A 16,611-nucleotide genomic window follows, 5' to 3' on the forward strand; every position below is an offset into this window, starting at 1 on the left:
ATCGTCTGGGGAGACTAATCCCATTTGGCGCTCCCGCGAAGGCGGGAGCCCAGGTGCCACGGGCCTTCCGGATTGTCGCCTGCACGGGAATGACAACTTCTCCAGGATTTCCTCGGGAACACTGAAATTCGCTGCTGATCAGCGCTCCACGTGCTGCCGAACGATCAGCAATAACGCATGTCGGGTTCCGGCAGCGATTCCAGCGCCGGGCGCGCCAGCAGGTAGCCCTGGAACAGCGAAACGCCCATGTTCCGCAAGGTGTCGAGCTCTTCGGGCCGCTCGATCCCTTCGGCGATGATCTGGCAACCGAGTGCGTTGCACGTGCCGATCACGCCGGCGACGATGGCCCGCCTCACCGCATCGCGGTCGATATCCCGAGTCAGCGCCATATCCAGCTTGACGATATGGGGCTGGAAGTCCGCCAGCAGGTTCAGGCCGGAATAGCCTGCGCCAAAGTCGTCGATGGCAGTCAGGAAGCCACGCTGCCGATAGTCCTTGATGATCTTCAGGGCATGCTCGGGATTACGGATCTTTTCCGACTCCGTGATCTCGAAAATCAGGCGATCCGGCGAAAAGCCGACCTTGCGCGCAGCGGCCAGCGTCAGGCGGATGCAACTGGCCGGCTCATAAACCGCGTTGGGCAGGAAGTTGATCGACAGATAGGTCTGCATGCCGAGGCGTTGAGCGGTTTCGATCGCCAGCACACGGCAGGTCTGATCGAACGAATACATCTCGTCGGGCTTCACCGCGCCCAGCACCTGCGCCGCAGAGGCACCATCGGCGCCGCGAACGAGCGCCTCGTAGGCAAACACACTCCGCTGCTCGACATCGACGATCGGCTGGAAAGCCATCTTCAATTCGAGATGAAGTGGCTTGGCATCCCTGCAGCGGATGCATCCGATGAGTTCATCGTCAGCGTCCTCGAAAAAGTTTGATAAATACATCTGATCTCCTTGCGAGACTGGTTTCCCTGTGATCTTCAAGGAATCCTCGAGCGATTGATGGGCCGAACGATTGATGAGGCCATCTGCACGGCGCTCACCACGCCAGCGTTGCAGCGAACTCTACAACGCGCGATGACGCAAAGCACATAGCCGACCCACACTCGGCTCCAGCCCCCAGCTTGTTGCTACTGCAGGCATCAGCAGCGAAGTTGAGCCAATTCCGTGCAAAACATATCGGCTTTGCATGCCATGCTCTTGAGCACGCTGCGCATCCCAAAAAACAAACCCGGAGCCCGCCAGTGGCGGACTCCGGGTTGCGTTTGCCCCGCTGGAGTGTGGTTCAGGCGCCGCCCGGCCTTGCGATCAGGTACTGGCTGGTCGGCAGCACGTCGATCTTGTCGTAGTCGATGAAGCGCTTGCAGCTCTCCATCATCGCCGCCAGGTTGCGGCGGAACTTCTCCTCGTCGCCCGGGGCGTCGAAGAAGCTCTGCGGGTCGCTCATCGCCGCCGGCGGGAAGCACTCCTCGACGATGGCGTCGATGGCCGGCGCGCCGCGGGTCAGCGCGCGCACCACCACGTTCTGCACGTACTGGAAGTTGTCCTGGGTGTCGATGGCCACCTGGGTATGGCTGTTGTGCCAGATGTCCAGCCAGCCCTCGTGGGTGAGGCGCGGCGGGCGGGTGAGGAAGGCCAGCTGGGCGAAGCCGTGGGTGCGCTCGCCCGGGACGGCCGGGAAGCGGGTGTTGCGGATCGGCACCGACTCGGTGACCAGGTAGGCGGCCAGGCGCTCCACCGCACCGGCGATCACCGCGTCGAACGGGCGGCGGAACTGGGCGATGGCGCTGTCCAGCCACAGCGACACGCTGCCGTCCATCAGCGGCTGCAGGTTGGCCTGGCGCAGGCCGGCGGCGGGCTCGACGGCGGCGTCGGCGACGTTCACCTGCAGGCCGCGGGCGCCGAGCGCCAGCAGCTGTTCGGCGACCTCGCCGCGCAGGCGGCTGGCGAATTCTTCGGGATTGACTTGGCGATCACGCCAGACGACATAGACGACTTTTTCCATGGAAGCGCTGCCTTTCGAGGGATGGAATGCGTCCGCACCGGCGGTGCGGGCGCTTGGTATCCATTGCAGGGGCGAATTCATTCGCCCGGATACCCGGCAAAGGCGAATGAATTCGCCCCTACAGGATCCTTAGATCACCCGCGCCGGATGCGGCACGCGCGGCGCGCCCAGTTGCTCGCGGTAGGACGGCGGCAGGCGGCCGCCCTCCTCGCTGATGCCGTAACCCGGCGCCAGCTCGGCGGTCACCAGGGTCTGGCCGCTGAGGCTGGCCAGCGCCGGGTCGTCGAGCAGGGCGTGGATCACCCGGCCGTTGAATTCGGGGGTTTCCGCCTGGGCGAGGAACGCCTCGTACTGGTCGGCGCGTTCCTCGCTGGCGATGGCGGTGCGTTCGGTGCGCTGCGGACCGAGCCACAGAGACAGCGCGGCGACGCCGGTGCCCTCCAGATCGACCGCCATGTCGGCGGCCAGCTTGTCGCAGCCGGCCTTCTGCGCGCCGTAGGCGGGGCCGTGCATGTAGCAGCCGGCGCCGTAGGAGGAGACGAAGGCGATCAGCCCGCGGCCGCCGGCCAACAGCAACGGCGCGGCGTAGTAGCTGGCGACGTAGGCCGAGCGCAGGCCGACGTCGAGGATGCCGACCAGCTCCAGCGGCTTCTCCCAGAACGGGCCGGGATCGATGAGGTTCTCGTGGAGGAAGGTGGCGTTGTTGACCAGCAGGTCGAGACGCCCCTGCTCGCGGGCGACCTGCTCGAACAGCGTCCTGACCTGCGCATCGTCGGCGTGGTCGCAGGCCACCGGAATGCCCAGCCCGCCGGCGCGGGTCACCGCCTCGGCGGTTTCCTGGATCGAGCCCGGCAGCACCTGGCCGCGCAGTTGCGAGCCGCTGGTCGTGGTCGAGCGGCCGGTGACGTAGACGACCATGCCGGCGGCGCCCAGGGCCAGGGCGATGCCCTTGCCGACACCACGGCTGGCGCCGGTGACCACGGCGACCTGGCGATTCTCGCAACTCATGTCTGATCCTCTCGGTGGTTGTGCGCGGTGCGACCGTCCCTGGGCAATCCGGTCCTGTAGGGGCGAATTCATTCGCCCGGACACCCAGCCAAGGCGAATGAATTCGCCCCCGGGGGTCGTCCGGATCGTCGCCATCGCGCCGTCCGCCCGCATCGTCCGATGGGACTAACCGCCCAGCGGCCGATGCGGAGCACACCTGCCGGCAGTTAGTCTGTTCGGACGAGGTAGCCCCCTGCCCCGCTATCTATGGTAGGAACATCGCATCGGGCTCCCGTGGGCCCGCCACCGGCAGCAACGGGAGCGCCTCGTGCCCGGCGCCCTGCTTGCCACCTGAAGTCGAATCGCTGGGACTCAGCATGCATAACAACAAGATCCTGCCCGCCTCGCCGTCGCCGTTCAGCCCGCTGAAGATCGGCCCGCTGACGCTGAAGAACCGCTTCATCAAGTCCGCCACCAACGAGGGCATGGCCCGCGGCGGCACGCCCTCGAAGCAGCTGGTGCGCTTCCATGAGGCGATGGCCGCTGGCGGCACCGCGCTGACCACCGTGGCCTACTGCGCGGTGAGCCGCGACGGGCGCACCTTCCCCGACCAGATCACCCTCGACCGCGACGCCGTGCCCCACCTGCGCGTGCTCACCGATGCGGTGCACCGCCATGGCGGCGCGGCCTCGGCGCAGATCACCCATGGCGGCTGCTTCACCTTCCTCGAGGAGCTGTCCACGCCCCGGCCGCTGTCGGCCAGCGGCGGCTTCAACAAGGTCGGCATCATGAGCGGGCGCTTCCTCAAGCAGGCGATGAGCGAGGCCGACATGCAGCGCATCGCCGGCGAGTTCGCCCAGGCCGCCCTGCTCGCCCGCGAGGCCGGCTTCGACGCCGTGGAAATCCACATGGGCCACGGCTACCTGCTCAGCCAGTTCATCTCGCCGCTGTACAACAAGCGCCGCGACGCCTGGGGCGGCAGCCTCGACAAGCGCCTGCAGTTCCCCAGCCTGGTGCTGCGTCGCGTGCTGGAGGCGGTGGGCCGCGACCTGGCGGTGATCTGCAAGTACAGCGTCACCGAAGGAGCGAAAGGCGGCCACACCGCCGAGGACGGCGCCGCGGTGGCGCGCATCCTCGAGCGCGAAGGCGCCCACCTGCTGGTGCTCAGCGCGGGGATGAACGTCGAGTCCACCACCACCCTGTTCGGCTCGTCCTTCCCCAAGGAAAACCGCGTCTCCGTCAGCAACCCCATCGTGCGCGCGGCGATGACCATCCAGAGCTTCACCGAACCCAAGGTGGAGTTCCGCGAGCTGTACCTGCTCGAGCATGCGCGCAAGGTACGCGCCGCGGTGTCGATGCCGCTGGCCTACCTGGGCGGCGTGAAGACCGCCGCCAACGTGCAGCAGGCGCTCGGCGAAGGCTTCGAGGCGGTAGCCCTGGGTCGCGGGCTGATCTTCGACCCCGAGTTCGTCAACAAGCTGGCCGCGGGCGGCGCCGGCGCCACCGGCTGCACCTCGTGCAACCGCTGCGTGGCCATGATGTACACCCCGGGCGGCACCAGCTGCGTGCTGGGCACCCCCGGCGATGCACAGCTCAACGCCCAGCCCGCCCGCTCCTGACCAACCTTCGGCCCCCAGGCCAATCCCCTGTCCCCTGTAGGGGCGAATTCATTCGCCAAGCAGGCAACCGGCCTGCCCTTGGCAACCTCCGGGGCCGCGTTGCGGCCCATGGCGAATGAATTCGCCCCCACAGATCGAACAACAACAATCCAAGGAGATGCCCGACGTGACCCAGCGCGATGAACCCGGTAGCCCCCACTGGCATTCCCCCGTCCGCCAGCCGGAGCGGGTGGCCGACGCCGCGGCCGTGCCGTGGGATGATGCCGCCGACTTCCTGGTGGTCGGCTACGGCGGCGCCGGCATCGCCGCGGCGCTGGAGGCCGCCGAACAGGGCCTGGAAGTGCTGGCGCTGGATGCCTACGACGGCGGCGGCTCGACGGCGATGAACGGCGGCGTGGTCTACGCCGGCGGCGGCACCGCCATCCAGCGCGAGGCGGGGGTCGAGGATTCGGTGGACGACATGTTCCACTACCTCAAGCTGGAGACCCAGGGCGTGGTCAGGGACAGCACCCTGCGCCGCTTCTGCGAGCAGAGCGCGCAGATGATCGACTGGCTGAGCGGCCATGGCGTGCGCTTCGACAGCACCCTGTACGCGGCCAAGACCTCCTATCCGCCGCAGGGCTACCACCTGTACCACTCCGACAGTTCGCTGTCGCCGCGCGCCGCGGCGGTGGCCCGGCCGGCGGCGCGCGGGCACAAGGTCTACTCGCCGCCCACCTCCGCGCCGGTCGGCTTCGGCGTGCGCATCACCGATCCGCTGCGCGAGCGGGCCAGCCGGCTGGGCGTGCGCTTCATGGCGCAGACCGAAGTGCGCCAGCTGATCGTCGACCAGGACGACAACGTGGTGGGGGTCAAGGTCGTGCAGATCCCGCCGGGCGCGGCGGCGGCGCAGTTCGCCCGGCTGATGCAGCAGGCGGCGCGCTTCCAGCTGATGCTGCCGGCCAGCTTCCCCGGCTCCGGCATCACCAGCGGCATCGCCCTGCGCTACTGGCGCAAGGCCGAGGCGCTGAAGAGCGCGCACGCCGTCGAGCGGCGCATCCGCGCCCGCCACGGCGTGTGCCTGAGCAGCGGCGGCTTCATCCAGAACCGGCCGATGGCCAACCATTACGCGCCCGGCTACGCCGACAGCATGCCGCTGGGCTCGCTGGGCGACAACGGCAGCGGCATCCGCCTCGGCCAGAGCGTCGGCGGCGCCGCCGACCGGCTCGGCCGGATCAGCAGCTGGCGCTTCCTCAACCCGCCCAAGGCCTTCGCCGAGGCCATGCTGGTCAACGGCCGCGGCCAGCGCTACTGCGACGAGATGCTCTACGGCGCCGCCATCGGCCAGGTGATGGGCGACGAGCAGGACGGCACCGGCCTGCTGATCCTCGACCGCGCCCTGTACCGCAAGGCGTGGCACCAGGTGCGCAAGGACGACATGCTGCCGTTCCAGCGCCAGCCGGCGATCCTCGCCCTGCTGTTCGCCTCGCGCAAGGCGCGCACCCTCGACGAGCTGGCACGCAAGTGCGGCCTCGATCCGCGGGTGCTCGGCGAAACGGTGCGCGACTACAACCAGGCGGCGGCCGGCTGGCAGGCCGACCACTTCGGCAAGGACCAGAAGGACATCCACGCCATCGCCGAAGGCCCGTTCTACGCCATCGACGTGTCGATCCGCAGCAGCCTGTTCCCGCTGTCGTCGATGACCGTCGGCGGCCTGCGCGTCGACGAGGACAGCGGCCAGGTGCTGCGCGCCGACGACACGCCGATCGGCGGGCTGTACGCCGCCGGCCGCACCGCCATCGGCCTGCCCTCGCACCTGTACATCTCCGGACTGTCCGCCGCCGACTGCATCTTCTCCGGCCGCCGCGCCGCCGCCCATGTCGCCCGGCAGCGGGCACGCCAGAAGGACGAGGTCCCGGCAACCGCATAGCGCTTCTGTAGGGGCGAATTCATTCGCCAACCACCCTCCGCGCGAGGCGAATGAATTCGCCCCTACAGGCCATCGCGCACCGGCGCTTGCGTGCGGGCATCCCCCTGCCATCAGGGATAAACAGCAGCAAAATACCGCCGATACTGTCCGATCGGACTAGCAAGTACACAGCATGTAGAGCCGCCGGCAACCCCCTAGATTGGTCCCACCGAACAACAAGAACAGGGTGTGACCATGAACAACACAGCAGCAAGACCCGACCTGCGCGTGGTGGTGATCGGCGCCGGCATGGCCGGCATTCTCAGCGGCATCAAGCTGCGCGAGGCCGGCTTCGCCAACGTGACCATCTACGAGAAGGCCTCGCGCATCGGCGGCACCTGGCGCGAGAACACCTACCCCGGCCTCACTTGCGACGTGCCCTCGCACGCCTACACCTACTCCTTCGAGCCCAACCCCGACTGGAGCCGCTTCCTGCCGCCGGGCGCGGAAATCCAGGAGTATTTCGAGCGCACGGTGCAGAAGTACCGGGTCGACGAGCTGATCCGCTTCAACGAGGAAATCGTCCGCTGCGAGTTCGTCGACGGCCGCTGGCAGCTGGAGATGAAGAGCGGCCTCACCGACAGCGCCGACATCGTCATCGCCGCCACCGGCGTGCTGCACCATCCCAACACCCCGAGCCTGCGCGGCCTGGACAGCTTCCGGGGCGACCTGCTGCACAGCGCCCGCTGGGACCACAGCATCTCGCTGGACGGCCGGCGCATCGGCATCGTCGGCAACGGCTCCACCGGCGTGCAGATCGTCTCCGCGCTGGCCGCCCGCGCCGGCAAGCTCAAGCACTTCCAGCGCACCGCGCAGTGGATCTTCCCGGTCGACAACCCGTTCTACAGCGAGGAGCAGAAGGCCGCCTTCCGCGCCGACCGCGCCCTGCTCAAGCGCATGCAGAACGAGGAAACCTACCTGGCCAACGTCGAGCGCTTCACCAACGCGGTGCTCGACGCCAACTCGCCGGAAATCCTCGAGATCGAGGCCATCGCCCGCGACAACCTGGAAAAAAGCGTCAGCGATCCCGAGTTGCGCGAGAAGCTGCTCCCCACCTACCGCGCCGCCTGCAAGCGGCTGATCTACTCGCCCGATTACTACCAGGCGATCCAGCATCCGAACGCCGAGCTGGTCACCGCCGGCATCGAATGCATCGAGGCCGGCGGCGTGCGCACCCGCGACGGCCAGTTGCACGAGCTGGACGTGCTGGTGCTGGCCACCGGCTACAAGCCCGACCAGTTCATGCGCCCGATGCGGATCACCGGCCGCGACGGCCACACCCTGGAGCAGGCCTGGGCCAAGGGGCCGACCGCCTACATGGCGATCTCGATCCCCGAGTTCCCCAACCTCTTCATGCTCAACGGCCCCACCGGGCCGGTCGGCAACTTCTCGCTGATCGACATCGCCGAGCTGCAGTGGGGCTACATCGCCCAACTGATCGAACTGGTGCGCAGCGGCCAGTGCAATGAGGTGAGCGCCGCGCAGCCCGCACTGGACGCCTACGACGTGGCCCGCAAGGACGCCGCGCGCAAGACCGTGTTCGGCTCCGGCTGCAACAGCTGGTACCTGGACGCCGAGGGCGTCCCGAACACCTGGCCGTGGTCGCAGCAGCGGTTCAAGGATGAGATGGCGGGGCCGAAGCTGGAGGCTTTTGTGCTGCGCTGAGCGGGAGATAAACGGGCGTCCCGCCGACTGGACGGGACGCCCGTTTCGGTTTGGCCAACTCCCAAGGGGCACTTCAGCTCCCTGCCCGTCCGCTTATCGCAGCGGGCAGGCAGCCCCCCTCCCGTCTCCTCGAAACGCCAGTCCCGGCAATCATGGCCAGTGCGTCAGAGGCTGGCGCGGTCTTGCTCCTCGCCTGACAGCCAATTTGCTTGGGCTTGGCCACGGATCGCATTCGGGTTGACCAATGCCACAGGCGCGACTGGCAGCAAGCGGCCAGAAGCGGTCATCGAGTATTTACAAAATCACGGGCGATTCAGGGCGACACCCAACGCATTCGCGATGAGGGTCACGCACACAGGCTACCTTCTATCGAAAGATCGCCCAGATGGCTTCAGGCATTCACCAACAATATCCAGAGTCTCTGCGCTGCGTTCAGACGTTCAGCTGTAGAAGCTCGAAGGCGAAACGCCGAACTGCCGGCGGAAAGCCGCGGCGAAGGCGCTCTGGCTGTCGTAGCCGTGCTGCAGGGCCACTTGCAGCACCGGCAGGCCTTCGGCCAGGGCTTCCAGCGAGAGCAGCAGGCGCACCTGTTGGCGCCAGCGGCCGAAGGTGATGCCGGTGCTGCGAAGGAAGCGTCGGTGGAAGGTCTTCGGGCTCATAGCTAGTTGTTCCGCCCAGTGCTCGGCGCCGCCTTCCAGCGTCGGGTTCTGCGCCAGGGCGCGGCAGACCCGGGCTATGCGTTCGTCGTCCGGCCAAGGCAGGTGGAAGGGCAGCACCGGCAGGCTGCGCAGTTCGTCGAGGAGGAAACGCATCAGGCGGCCGTCCCGGCTGTCCGCGCGGTACTGCGACGGCACCTGGGTAGCGGCCTGGATGAGCTCGCGCAGCAGTGGTGACACATCGATCACGCAGTTGCCCGTGGGCAGGCCGTCGATGGCGTCGGGGTTGACGAACAAGCTGCGCATGCACGCCGCGCCGCGTATGCGCAGGGAGTGCTCGACGCCGGCCTGCAGCCAGACGCCACGGGTCGGCGGTATGACCCACCGGCCCGCCGGGGTCTCCACCACCAGCACCCCGGAGATGGCATAGATTAACTGCGCGCGCGGATGGCTGTGGGCGGGCACTTGATGGCCGTTGGGGTAGTCGATTGCGACGCCGGTGACCGGCATGGCCAGGGATTCGTAGGGCTGGTGGCTGTGGTCGACCATGGGCGGGTCCAGGGTGCGCGGTCGGCCAGCTTAGCCGCAGGAATGACCATTTGGCGATAACGACGGACCATTTGCCGTGAATATCCAGGTGTGCGGCTGCCTATGCTAGGCACATGTCTCACCGGAACCCCGCCATGAACGCTCCGCTTCCCCCGCTAACGCTACTCGCCCTGAGCCTCGGCCGGGGTCTGTCGCCGCGCGTACGGCGGCGACTTGCGATCTCCCCCAGATCCCGGCCTTGAACAGCCCGCCATGGCGGGCAGGGGAGATCGGCACCGTCCGTTATCCCGTTCGAGGTCCGACCCATGCTCCGCAATCCGCAAACCAAGTACCGTCCCTTTCCCGGCATCGACCTGCCCGATCGCCGCTGGCCTTCGCGCCGCATCGCTCAAGCGCCGGTGTGGCTGTCCACCGACCTGCGTGACGGCAATCAGGCGCTGTTCGAGCCGATGAACCGAGAGCGCAAGCTGCGCCTGTTCGGCGAGTTGGTGAGGCTGGGCTTCAAGGAGATCGAGATGGGCTTCCCGGCCGCCTCGCGCACCGACTTTGAGATCATCCGCCAGCTGATCGACGAGGGCGGCATTCCCGATGACGTCACGCCCATGGTCATGACCCAGCTGCGCGAGGACCTGATCGACGAGACCGTGCGCGCCGTGGCCGGCGCGCGGCGGGTGATCGTGCACCTGTACAACGCCATCGCCCCGGTTTGGCGGCGCTTGGTGTTTGGCCTCTCGGTGGACGAAGTAGAGCAGTTGGTGGTGCGTCACGTGCAGCTGCTCAAGGACAAGGTGGCCACGCACCCGCAGACCGAGTGGGTGCTGCAGTACTCCCCGGAAACTTTCTGCATGGCCGAGCTGGAGGTGTCGCTGCGCATGTGTAACGCAGCCATCCGCACTTGGGACGCCGGCCCCGGCCGGCCGATCATCGTCAACCTGCCGACCACTGTGGAAGTGGCGACGCCGAACGTCTTCGCCGACCAGATCGAGTGGATGCACGAGCGCCTGGAGTGCCGTGAGCACGTGGTGCTCTCGGTTCACCCGCACAACGATCGCGGCACCGGCGTGGCCTGCGCCGAGCAGGCGCTGCTGGCCGGCGCCCAGCGCGTGGAAGGCTGCCTGTTCGGCAATGGCGAGCGCAGCGGCAACCTCGACCTGGTAACCCTGGCGTTGAACCTCTACACCCAGGGCATCGACCCACGCCTGAATTTCTCCGACATCGCCGGCGTGGCGCGGGTCGCCGAAGCCTGCACCGGGTTGCCGATCCACCCGCGCCATCCCTATGCCGGTGACCTGGTGTTCACCGCCTTCTCCGGCTCGCACCAAGACGCCATCGCCAAGGGTTTCGCCGCACAGAACCCGGAGTGTTTCTGGGAGGTGCCCTACCTGCCGATCGATCCCAAGGATCTGGGACGCACTTATGACAGCATCGTGCGGGTCAACAGCCAGTCGGGCAAAGGCGGCATCGCCTACCTTCTGCAGCGTGACCACGACGTGTTGATGCCGCGGCGGATGCAGGTGGAGTTCAGCTCCATTGTGCAGAAAATGGCGGACAGCAGCGAGACAGAATTGACCAGCACCGAGCTCTGGGAACTATTCCAGCGCACCTATCTGGCGCCGGCGCGCCCCGGTGGCAATCTGGTCTATATCGGCCACCAGCTGTTCGAGGACGGCGCCGGCCAGGGTGTGGTGCTGAAGATCGCGCTGCCTAACGGCCGCCAACAGAATCTGCAGGGCGTGGGCAACGGCCCGATCGACGCGGCGGTGGCCGCCCTCGGCCTGCCCATCCGAGTCGACGGCTACGAGGAGCACAGTTTGGGTGGTGCTGCTGGAGCCCAGGCTTTGGCGCTGGTCGAGGTGGCCTGGCCGGACGTGGCCGGCTCGCGCTTCGGTGCCGGCAGCCACGCGAACATCGTCATTGCGTCGATCCAGGCGCTGCTCGTCGCGGTATCACGCTTCGACGACGGCCTGGCGCAGTTGGCCGGACGCTGAGCTAGATCGCGCGTCAGTCGCCTCCAAAGGCCTTTGACAGCTACAGAGAGGAAAGGGGACTGATTTATATTCCGGCCGCTGCTGGCCGACAGCTGCCGGTCACGACACCGAAGATCAGCTCATGATGCACGGCGATGCCCCAGCAGAGCCGGCAAACGACCTGCCCTGCCGCCGCTCCATGCCAGTGACGCGGCTAATATCCATGTCTCAGCCCCAACCGTGGAGCACCAAGATGACCAGCAAGAACACGATATGCCTCTGGTACGACAACGACGCGCTGGACGCTGCGACCTTCTACGCCGCGACCTTCCCGGACAGCGCGGTGGGGGCTGTTCATCGTGCGCCTGGCGACTATCCGGCGGGCAAGCAGGGCGATGTCCTGACCGTCGAGTTCACGGTGATGGGCATCCCTTGCCTCGGGCTAAACGGCGGGCCGGCGTTCAGGCACAGCGAGGCGTTCTCGTTCCAGGTCGCGACCGACGATCAGGCCGAGACGGACCGCCTGTGGAACGCGATTGTCGGCAACGGTGGCCAGGAGAGCGAATGCGGCTGGTGCAAGGACAAGTGGGGCCTGTCGTGGCAGATCACGCCGCGCGTTCTGACGGCCGCGATTGCCAGTCCGGATCGTGCAGCGGCCAAGCGCGCCTTCGACGCGATGATGACCATGCGCAAGATCGATATCGCGGCGATCGAGGCGGCGCTGAAGGGGTAACCCAGTCCCAGGCAGTCATTGTGCATTCCTGAGCCTTCATCAGGAGAGTGCGCTCATCCAGGCCCGATGCAGATCACCGGCCGCGACGGCCACACCCTGGAGCAAGCCTGGGCCCAGGGGCCGACCGCCTACCTGGCGGTGTCCATCCCCAACTTCTTCATGCTCAACGGTCCCACCGGGCCGGTCGGCAACTTCTCGCTGATCGACATCGCCGAGCTGCAGTGGGGCTACATCGCCCAGTTGATCGAGCTGGTGCGCAGCGGCCAGTGCCAGGAGGTGAGCGCCGCGCAGAGCGCGCTGGACGCCTACGACGTGGCCCGCAAGGACGCCGCGCGCAAGACGGTGTTCGGCTCCGGCTGCAACAGCTGGTATCTGGATGCCGAGGGCATCCCCAACACCTGGCCGTGGTCGCAGCAGCGCTTCAAGGATGAGATGGCGGCGCCGAAGCTGGAGGCATTCGTGCTGCGCTGAATGCCGAGGGGCGTCCGGCCGGCAAGGCCGGGCACCCTTGGCCATATCCCCGAGCCGCAACCGCTGGAGCGCCCCAAGGAGTGAAATCAGAGCCCGCTGCGCAGCCCCAGCTCGCGGACCTCGAGCACCCAGCGGGCCTTCTGCCGCGGCGTGGCGTGAATGATGGGACCGAAACTGGCCACCTTGACCGGCTTGAGTCCGCTGAACTCGAGGATCGTGCGCTTCATCTGCTGGTGACCGGGCATGCGGAACACCCAGCGGTAGTACCAGGGGGGGGTATCCATGGTGACCAGCAACTGGGCGGAGCGCCCGACCAGCAGCCGGTCCCAGAACTTCGAGTTGTCCCGATAGCGGAAAGCGAAGCCGGGCAGAAAGATGCGATCGATGAAGCCCTTGAGCAGCGCCGGCATGGCCCCCCACCAGGTCGGATAGACGAACACCAGGTGTTCGGCCCAGAGGATGTCCTGCTGCGCCTTGCTCAGATCGGGTTCCAGCTCCTGCACCTTCCGATAGCCCTCGTGAAGTATCGGGTCGAAGTCCAGTTCGCTCAGGCGCAGCTGGCGCACCTGGCAACCGGCCTGGGTCGCCCCGGCTAGGTAGGAATCGGCCAGATGCCCGCAGAAACTGTCGGAAGAGGGGTGGCCGAGGATCAGCAGAATTTTCTTGCTCACGGAGTACGGCTCGTTACTTGGCGGTGGAAAGACCCCAAGGCTAAAGTCTCCCCCGGACGGTAGAGTCAAGCCCCGCCAGGGGCGCCGGCCCCTTCCCCATGACTTCCCGGCTGTGATCTGCTCGACGGAACTGCCATCGCCCCGCGACAGCTCGCCTGCGATTCCCGGAAGATGCCCGCCTGCACGGGCAACCGCCCAGCGTTCGCAACACAAATGGAAGTTGTCAGGATGTACATAGGAAAAGCAGCCAAGCTATCGGGAACAACCGTTAAGAGCATTCGCCACTACGAGAAGATAGGCCTGCTTCCCCAAGCGCCGCGCGAGGGGAAATATCGGGTCTACGATCAGGAAAACGTCGATGTCCTGCGTTTCATCAAGTGCGCCCAACAGCTGGGATTCAAGCTCAAGGAGCTGCAGGGCATTCTCGCCGACTACGGCGGCCGCGACTTTCCCTGGGAGCGGGCACAGCAGGAGATCGCCCGGAAGAAACAGGAACTGACGACCCAGATAGACATGCTCCAGCAGTTGCACGCCGGGTTGCAGGCTTTCGAGAAGGATCTGCAGGATGCCCGGGAGGAATGCCACCTCCTGCGTGCCTCGCGCCCGGCGGAAAAAAAACCGGCGCACCCACAGAGCTTGGGAACCTGATGAGGCGAATCGTCGGACAGCGGAGGCCTGCCCACCCCGAGCCCCGGGGGAGCAAGCCTCCCTGCCGCTAGGCAGGCACCACGCCACCCGGCTCATGCGCCATGGAGGCCGACGCCGCGCGCGCGGCGATCGGTGCGAAGAACCATGGGGCAGTCAGCGTGATGACCAGAATGGTCATCACGCCACTGACGAGCAGCGCCAGCGCCACCAGGGCGCCCAGATCGACCACCGGCTTGAAGTCGGAAAACAGCAGAGCCAGGAAGCCGACCGAGAAAATCACCACGTTGACCACGGTCGAACGCCCGACACTGTGCATGGAGCGCAGGATGGCGCTATCGATATCGACGCCCTGCTGCACGAACAGCCGGATGCGCGACAGCAGGTGCACCGCATAATCCACGACCCCGACCACCAGGTAGGTGACCAGTGCGGTGCCGATGTTCAGTTCGATGTCCAGCAGGAACATGGCGCCGTACAGGCTCGCCGAGGTCGCCAGCAGGGTGAACAGGCCGAGCAGCCCCAGGCGCAGCGAGCGCAGCGAGAACATCATCATCAGGGTCACCACCAGCGCCGCCAGGGTGAAGCTGAGCACCTGGCCCCGGGTGATCTCGTCCAGCACCCCGGTCCAGATCATCGGTGTGCCGGCATGGGTGATCTCCAGATGGGCCGGCTTGTTCACCGCCAGCCAGGCGTCCAGACGCGCCAGCAGGCTGCGGTAGTCGCTGGCCACCGAGGAGGTCATGGTGTACAGAGTGACCGCCTTGGAATAGTCCGCGTTGAGAACATTGGTCAGATCCGAGCCGCCGCCATTCTCGAACAGCATCACGTGCTGGTCGATCAGCGCATTGCCATCGACCTCGAAGGTCTCGCGGCGCCCCTCCTCGTCCACCACGCTGACCGTCTCGCGCGCCTCGGGCACCCGCAGATAGGCGGGGTCCATGTCGTTGAGCACCAGGTTCATTCGCTTGATGTAGGTCGCCAGCGAATAGCCGTAACTCACCTCCGGCTGCTCGCGCAGGAAACGATCGAGGCGGTCGATGAACTGCACCACCTCGGTATCGAGCACGCCCCTGGGGGTCTTGCTGTCGATGGCGATCCACCCCGGCGCGGTGCCGGCGACATGGCTGCGGTTGATGAACTCGTCGGAAACGCGTACCGGACTGCCCTCCTTGAAGTAGGCGATGCCGGAGTCCTCGATGGCGACCGAGAAGGTCAGCACCGCCATCGTGGCCAGCATGGGCAGGACCGCGCAGAGCATGGCCCTGCGCCGCTCGATCATCCAGGCGCAGCCGGCGACCAGCAGTCGCGACAGCAACGAGTCCTGACCGTCCCGCCGCTCCAGCATGCCGTCCTTGCCCCACACGGCGATCCAGGCCGGAATCAGCAGCAGCGATATGACCAGCGCCGCCGCCAGGCCGACCGACATGAAGACGCCGAAGTTGCGGATGCTGACGATGTTGGTGGCGGTGGAGATCAGGAAGGTGGCGATGGTCGTCACCGTGGTCAGCACAACCGGCATCATCATCAGGCGCATGGTGGCCCGGTTGGCCTCGCGGTTGCTCTGTCCGGCGTACTTCTGCTCGTAGTACTCGGCCATCACGTGGATGGCATCGGAACAGCAGATGGTGAACAGGAACACCGGCAGAACGCTGGTCAGCAGGTCGACCGGCACCTCGAGCAGGGCCATCAGCCCGAGCGTCCAGATGGTGCAGAAAAGGATGTTCAGCAACGGCAGCAGCAGCCCCAGCGGCTTCCTGAAGAAGCACACCAGCAGGGTGCTGATCAGCACGAACACGATCGGAAAGAGCAATGCCAGATCATGGTCGATGATCTCCTGCTGTGCGGCGATGAAGATCGGCATGCCGGCGATGAACACCTCGTCCTTGAACTCCGGGTGCTGCGCCTGATAGTCGGCGACCATGTCGCGGAAGATCCGGTAGGCCCGCAACTGGGCCTCGGCGTCGTCCTGACGGGTTCCGAGTTCGGCCACCAGCAGGGCCACGGTCTTGTCGCGCGAAACCACGCCATCGACCATCAGCTCGTTGCCCATGATCTCCGACTCGACCCGGGAGGGATCCATGTCGAATGCCCTGAGGGTCTTGTGGATCAGCAGCTCGCCGTCGTCGGTCAGCAGGATGTTCTCGAAGTCGCCCATCGAGGCCATCTCGCGGATCGGGTTGACCCGCTCGGCCAGGAAGTCGATGAAATGCTGCTCCCGTGGCTTCCAGTTCTGGCTGCGGGCATGCTCACGCAGAGCCTTGGCCGTCTGGTAGTCGTTCTGCGCCAGGCCGTCGATCAGTATGGCGTCGACCAGCTCACGGACCCGCGCATCCCCGGCATGCAGCTGGGCGATGCGCTGCAGCTCGAGGGCGTCCTCCTCGTTGCTGAGCACCACCCTGCGCGCCGTCTGGGACAGCGCATGCAGGGCGTTGAGGGTGTCCCGGTTGAACACCCCGTCGGGATTGTGCAGCGCCACCATCACCGAGTCGAAGGTGCCGGTGAACTCGCCCTGCAGGTCGATGATCGTCTTGCGCGCCGGATGCGACTCCTTGAGCAGGTAGGGGTTGGTGTCCGAGGTCAGCGCGCCGAGCACGTAGGTGAAGTAGGCCGTGATCGCCAGCAGCAGGACGATGATCCCCTTAGCATGGCGTTCGACGAAGTCCAGGTATCTTTCCATGATTATCCGAACCGCC

The 16,611-nt window shown here is 66.4% G+C and carries 13 protein-coding genes; 7 read left to right on the plus strand and 6 right to left on the minus strand.

Annotated features, from left to right (window positions below; all coding sequences use genetic code 11):
- Window positions 1-164: 164 nt before the first annotated feature.
- The 3 genes from E5198_RS03020 to E5198_RS03030 form a co-directional block, all read right to left on the minus strand.
- The gene (locus E5198_RS03020; RefSeq protein ID WP_218569035.1) at window positions 165-944 is read right to left on the minus strand and encodes an EAL domain-containing protein; all 780 of its coding nucleotides are present in this window, start codon (window positions 942-944) and stop codon (window positions 165-167) included.
- Window positions 945-1,284: 340 nt separating this feature from the next.
- The gene (locus tag E5198_RS03025) at window positions 1,285-2,004 is read right to left on the minus strand and encodes an EthD domain-containing protein (RefSeq protein WP_136488540.1); all 720 of its coding nucleotides are present in this window, start codon (window positions 2,002-2,004) and stop codon (window positions 1,285-1,287) included.
- A gap of 129 nt (window positions 2,005-2,133) precedes the next feature.
- Window positions 2,134-3,012 carry an SDR family NAD(P)-dependent oxidoreductase gene (locus E5198_RS03030; protein WP_136488541.1) on the minus strand — a complete coding sequence of 293 codons (879 nt, stop codon included), beginning with the start codon at window positions 3,010-3,012 and terminating at the stop codon, window positions 2,134-2,136.
- A gap of 356 nt (window positions 3,013-3,368) precedes the next feature.
- Here E5198_RS03030 and E5198_RS03035 point away from each other — a divergent pair, with 356 nt between their 5' ends.
- From E5198_RS03035 to E5198_RS03045, 3 genes are all read left to right on the plus strand, one after another.
- Window positions 3,369-4,610 (plus strand): NADH:flavin oxidoreductase, encoded by a 1,242-nt coding sequence (locus E5198_RS03035; RefSeq protein WP_136488542.1) that lies wholly within the window; start codon window positions 3,369-3,371, stop codon window positions 4,608-4,610.
- A 166-nt stretch (window positions 4,611-4,776) separates the two neighbouring features.
- Entirely contained in the window at window positions 4,777-6,519 is a 1,743-nt protein-coding gene (locus tag E5198_RS03040; RefSeq protein WP_256658952.1) for an FAD-binding protein, read from the plus strand.
- Window positions 6,520-6,753: 234 nt separating this feature from the next.
- Entirely contained in the window at window positions 6,754-8,223 is a 1,470-nt protein-coding gene (locus tag E5198_RS03045) for an NAD(P)/FAD-dependent oxidoreductase (RefSeq protein ID WP_136488543.1), read from the plus strand.
- Window positions 8,224-8,663: 440 nt separating this feature from the next.
- Here the strand turns inward: E5198_RS03045 and E5198_RS03050 are convergent, their stop codons facing one another.
- On the minus strand, window positions 8,664-9,428 hold the full coding sequence (locus tag E5198_RS03050) for a helix-turn-helix transcriptional regulator (RefSeq protein ID WP_136488544.1): 765 nt from the start codon (window positions 9,426-9,428) through the stop codon (window positions 8,664-8,666).
- Between the two features lie 305 nt (window positions 9,429-9,733).
- Here E5198_RS03050 and E5198_RS03055 point away from each other — a divergent pair, with 305 nt between their 5' ends.
- The 3 genes from E5198_RS03055 (at window position 9,734) to E5198_RS03065 (ending at window position 12,599) form a co-directional block, all read left to right on the plus strand.
- A complete protein-coding gene (locus tag E5198_RS03055; protein ID WP_136488545.1) occupies window positions 9,734-11,416 on the plus strand; it encodes a 2-isopropylmalate synthase in 1,683 nt (560 codons plus the stop codon).
- Window positions 11,417-11,648: 232 nt separating this feature from the next.
- Entirely contained in the window at window positions 11,649-12,128 is a 480-nt protein-coding gene (locus tag E5198_RS03060) for a VOC family protein (RefSeq protein WP_136488546.1), read from the plus strand.
- Between the two features lie 66 nt (window positions 12,129-12,194).
- Window positions 12,195-12,599 (plus strand): hypothetical protein, encoded by a 405-nt coding sequence (locus E5198_RS03065; protein ID WP_136488547.1) that lies wholly within the window; start codon window positions 12,195-12,197, stop codon window positions 12,597-12,599.
- Window positions 12,600-12,685: 86 nt separating this feature from the next.
- Here the strand turns inward: E5198_RS03065 and E5198_RS03070 are convergent, their stop codons facing one another.
- Window positions 12,686-13,270 (minus strand): NAD(P)H-dependent oxidoreductase, encoded by a 585-nt coding sequence (locus E5198_RS03070; RefSeq protein ID WP_136488548.1) that lies wholly within the window; start codon window positions 13,268-13,270, stop codon window positions 12,686-12,688.
- Between the two features lie 228 nt (window positions 13,271-13,498).
- Here E5198_RS03070 and E5198_RS03075 point away from each other — a divergent pair, with 228 nt between their 5' ends.
- Window positions 13,499-13,918 carry a MerR family transcriptional regulator gene (locus tag E5198_RS03075; RefSeq protein ID WP_136488549.1) on the plus strand — a complete coding sequence of 140 codons (420 nt, stop codon included), beginning with the start codon at window positions 13,499-13,501 and terminating at the stop codon, window positions 13,916-13,918.
- Between the two features lie 67 nt (window positions 13,919-13,985).
- Here E5198_RS03075 and E5198_RS03080 read toward each other — a convergent pair whose 3' ends face one another.
- Complete coding sequence (locus E5198_RS03080) at window positions 13,986-16,595, minus strand: RND family transporter (RefSeq protein WP_136488550.1); 2,610 nt, start codon at window positions 16,593-16,595, stop codon at window positions 13,986-13,988.
- Window positions 16,596-16,611 lie beyond the last annotated feature (16 nt).

This window comes from Pseudomonas sp. A-1 (assembly GCF_004801855.1).
Taxonomy (GTDB): Bacteria; Pseudomonadota; Gammaproteobacteria; order Pseudomonadales; family Pseudomonadaceae; genus Geopseudomonas.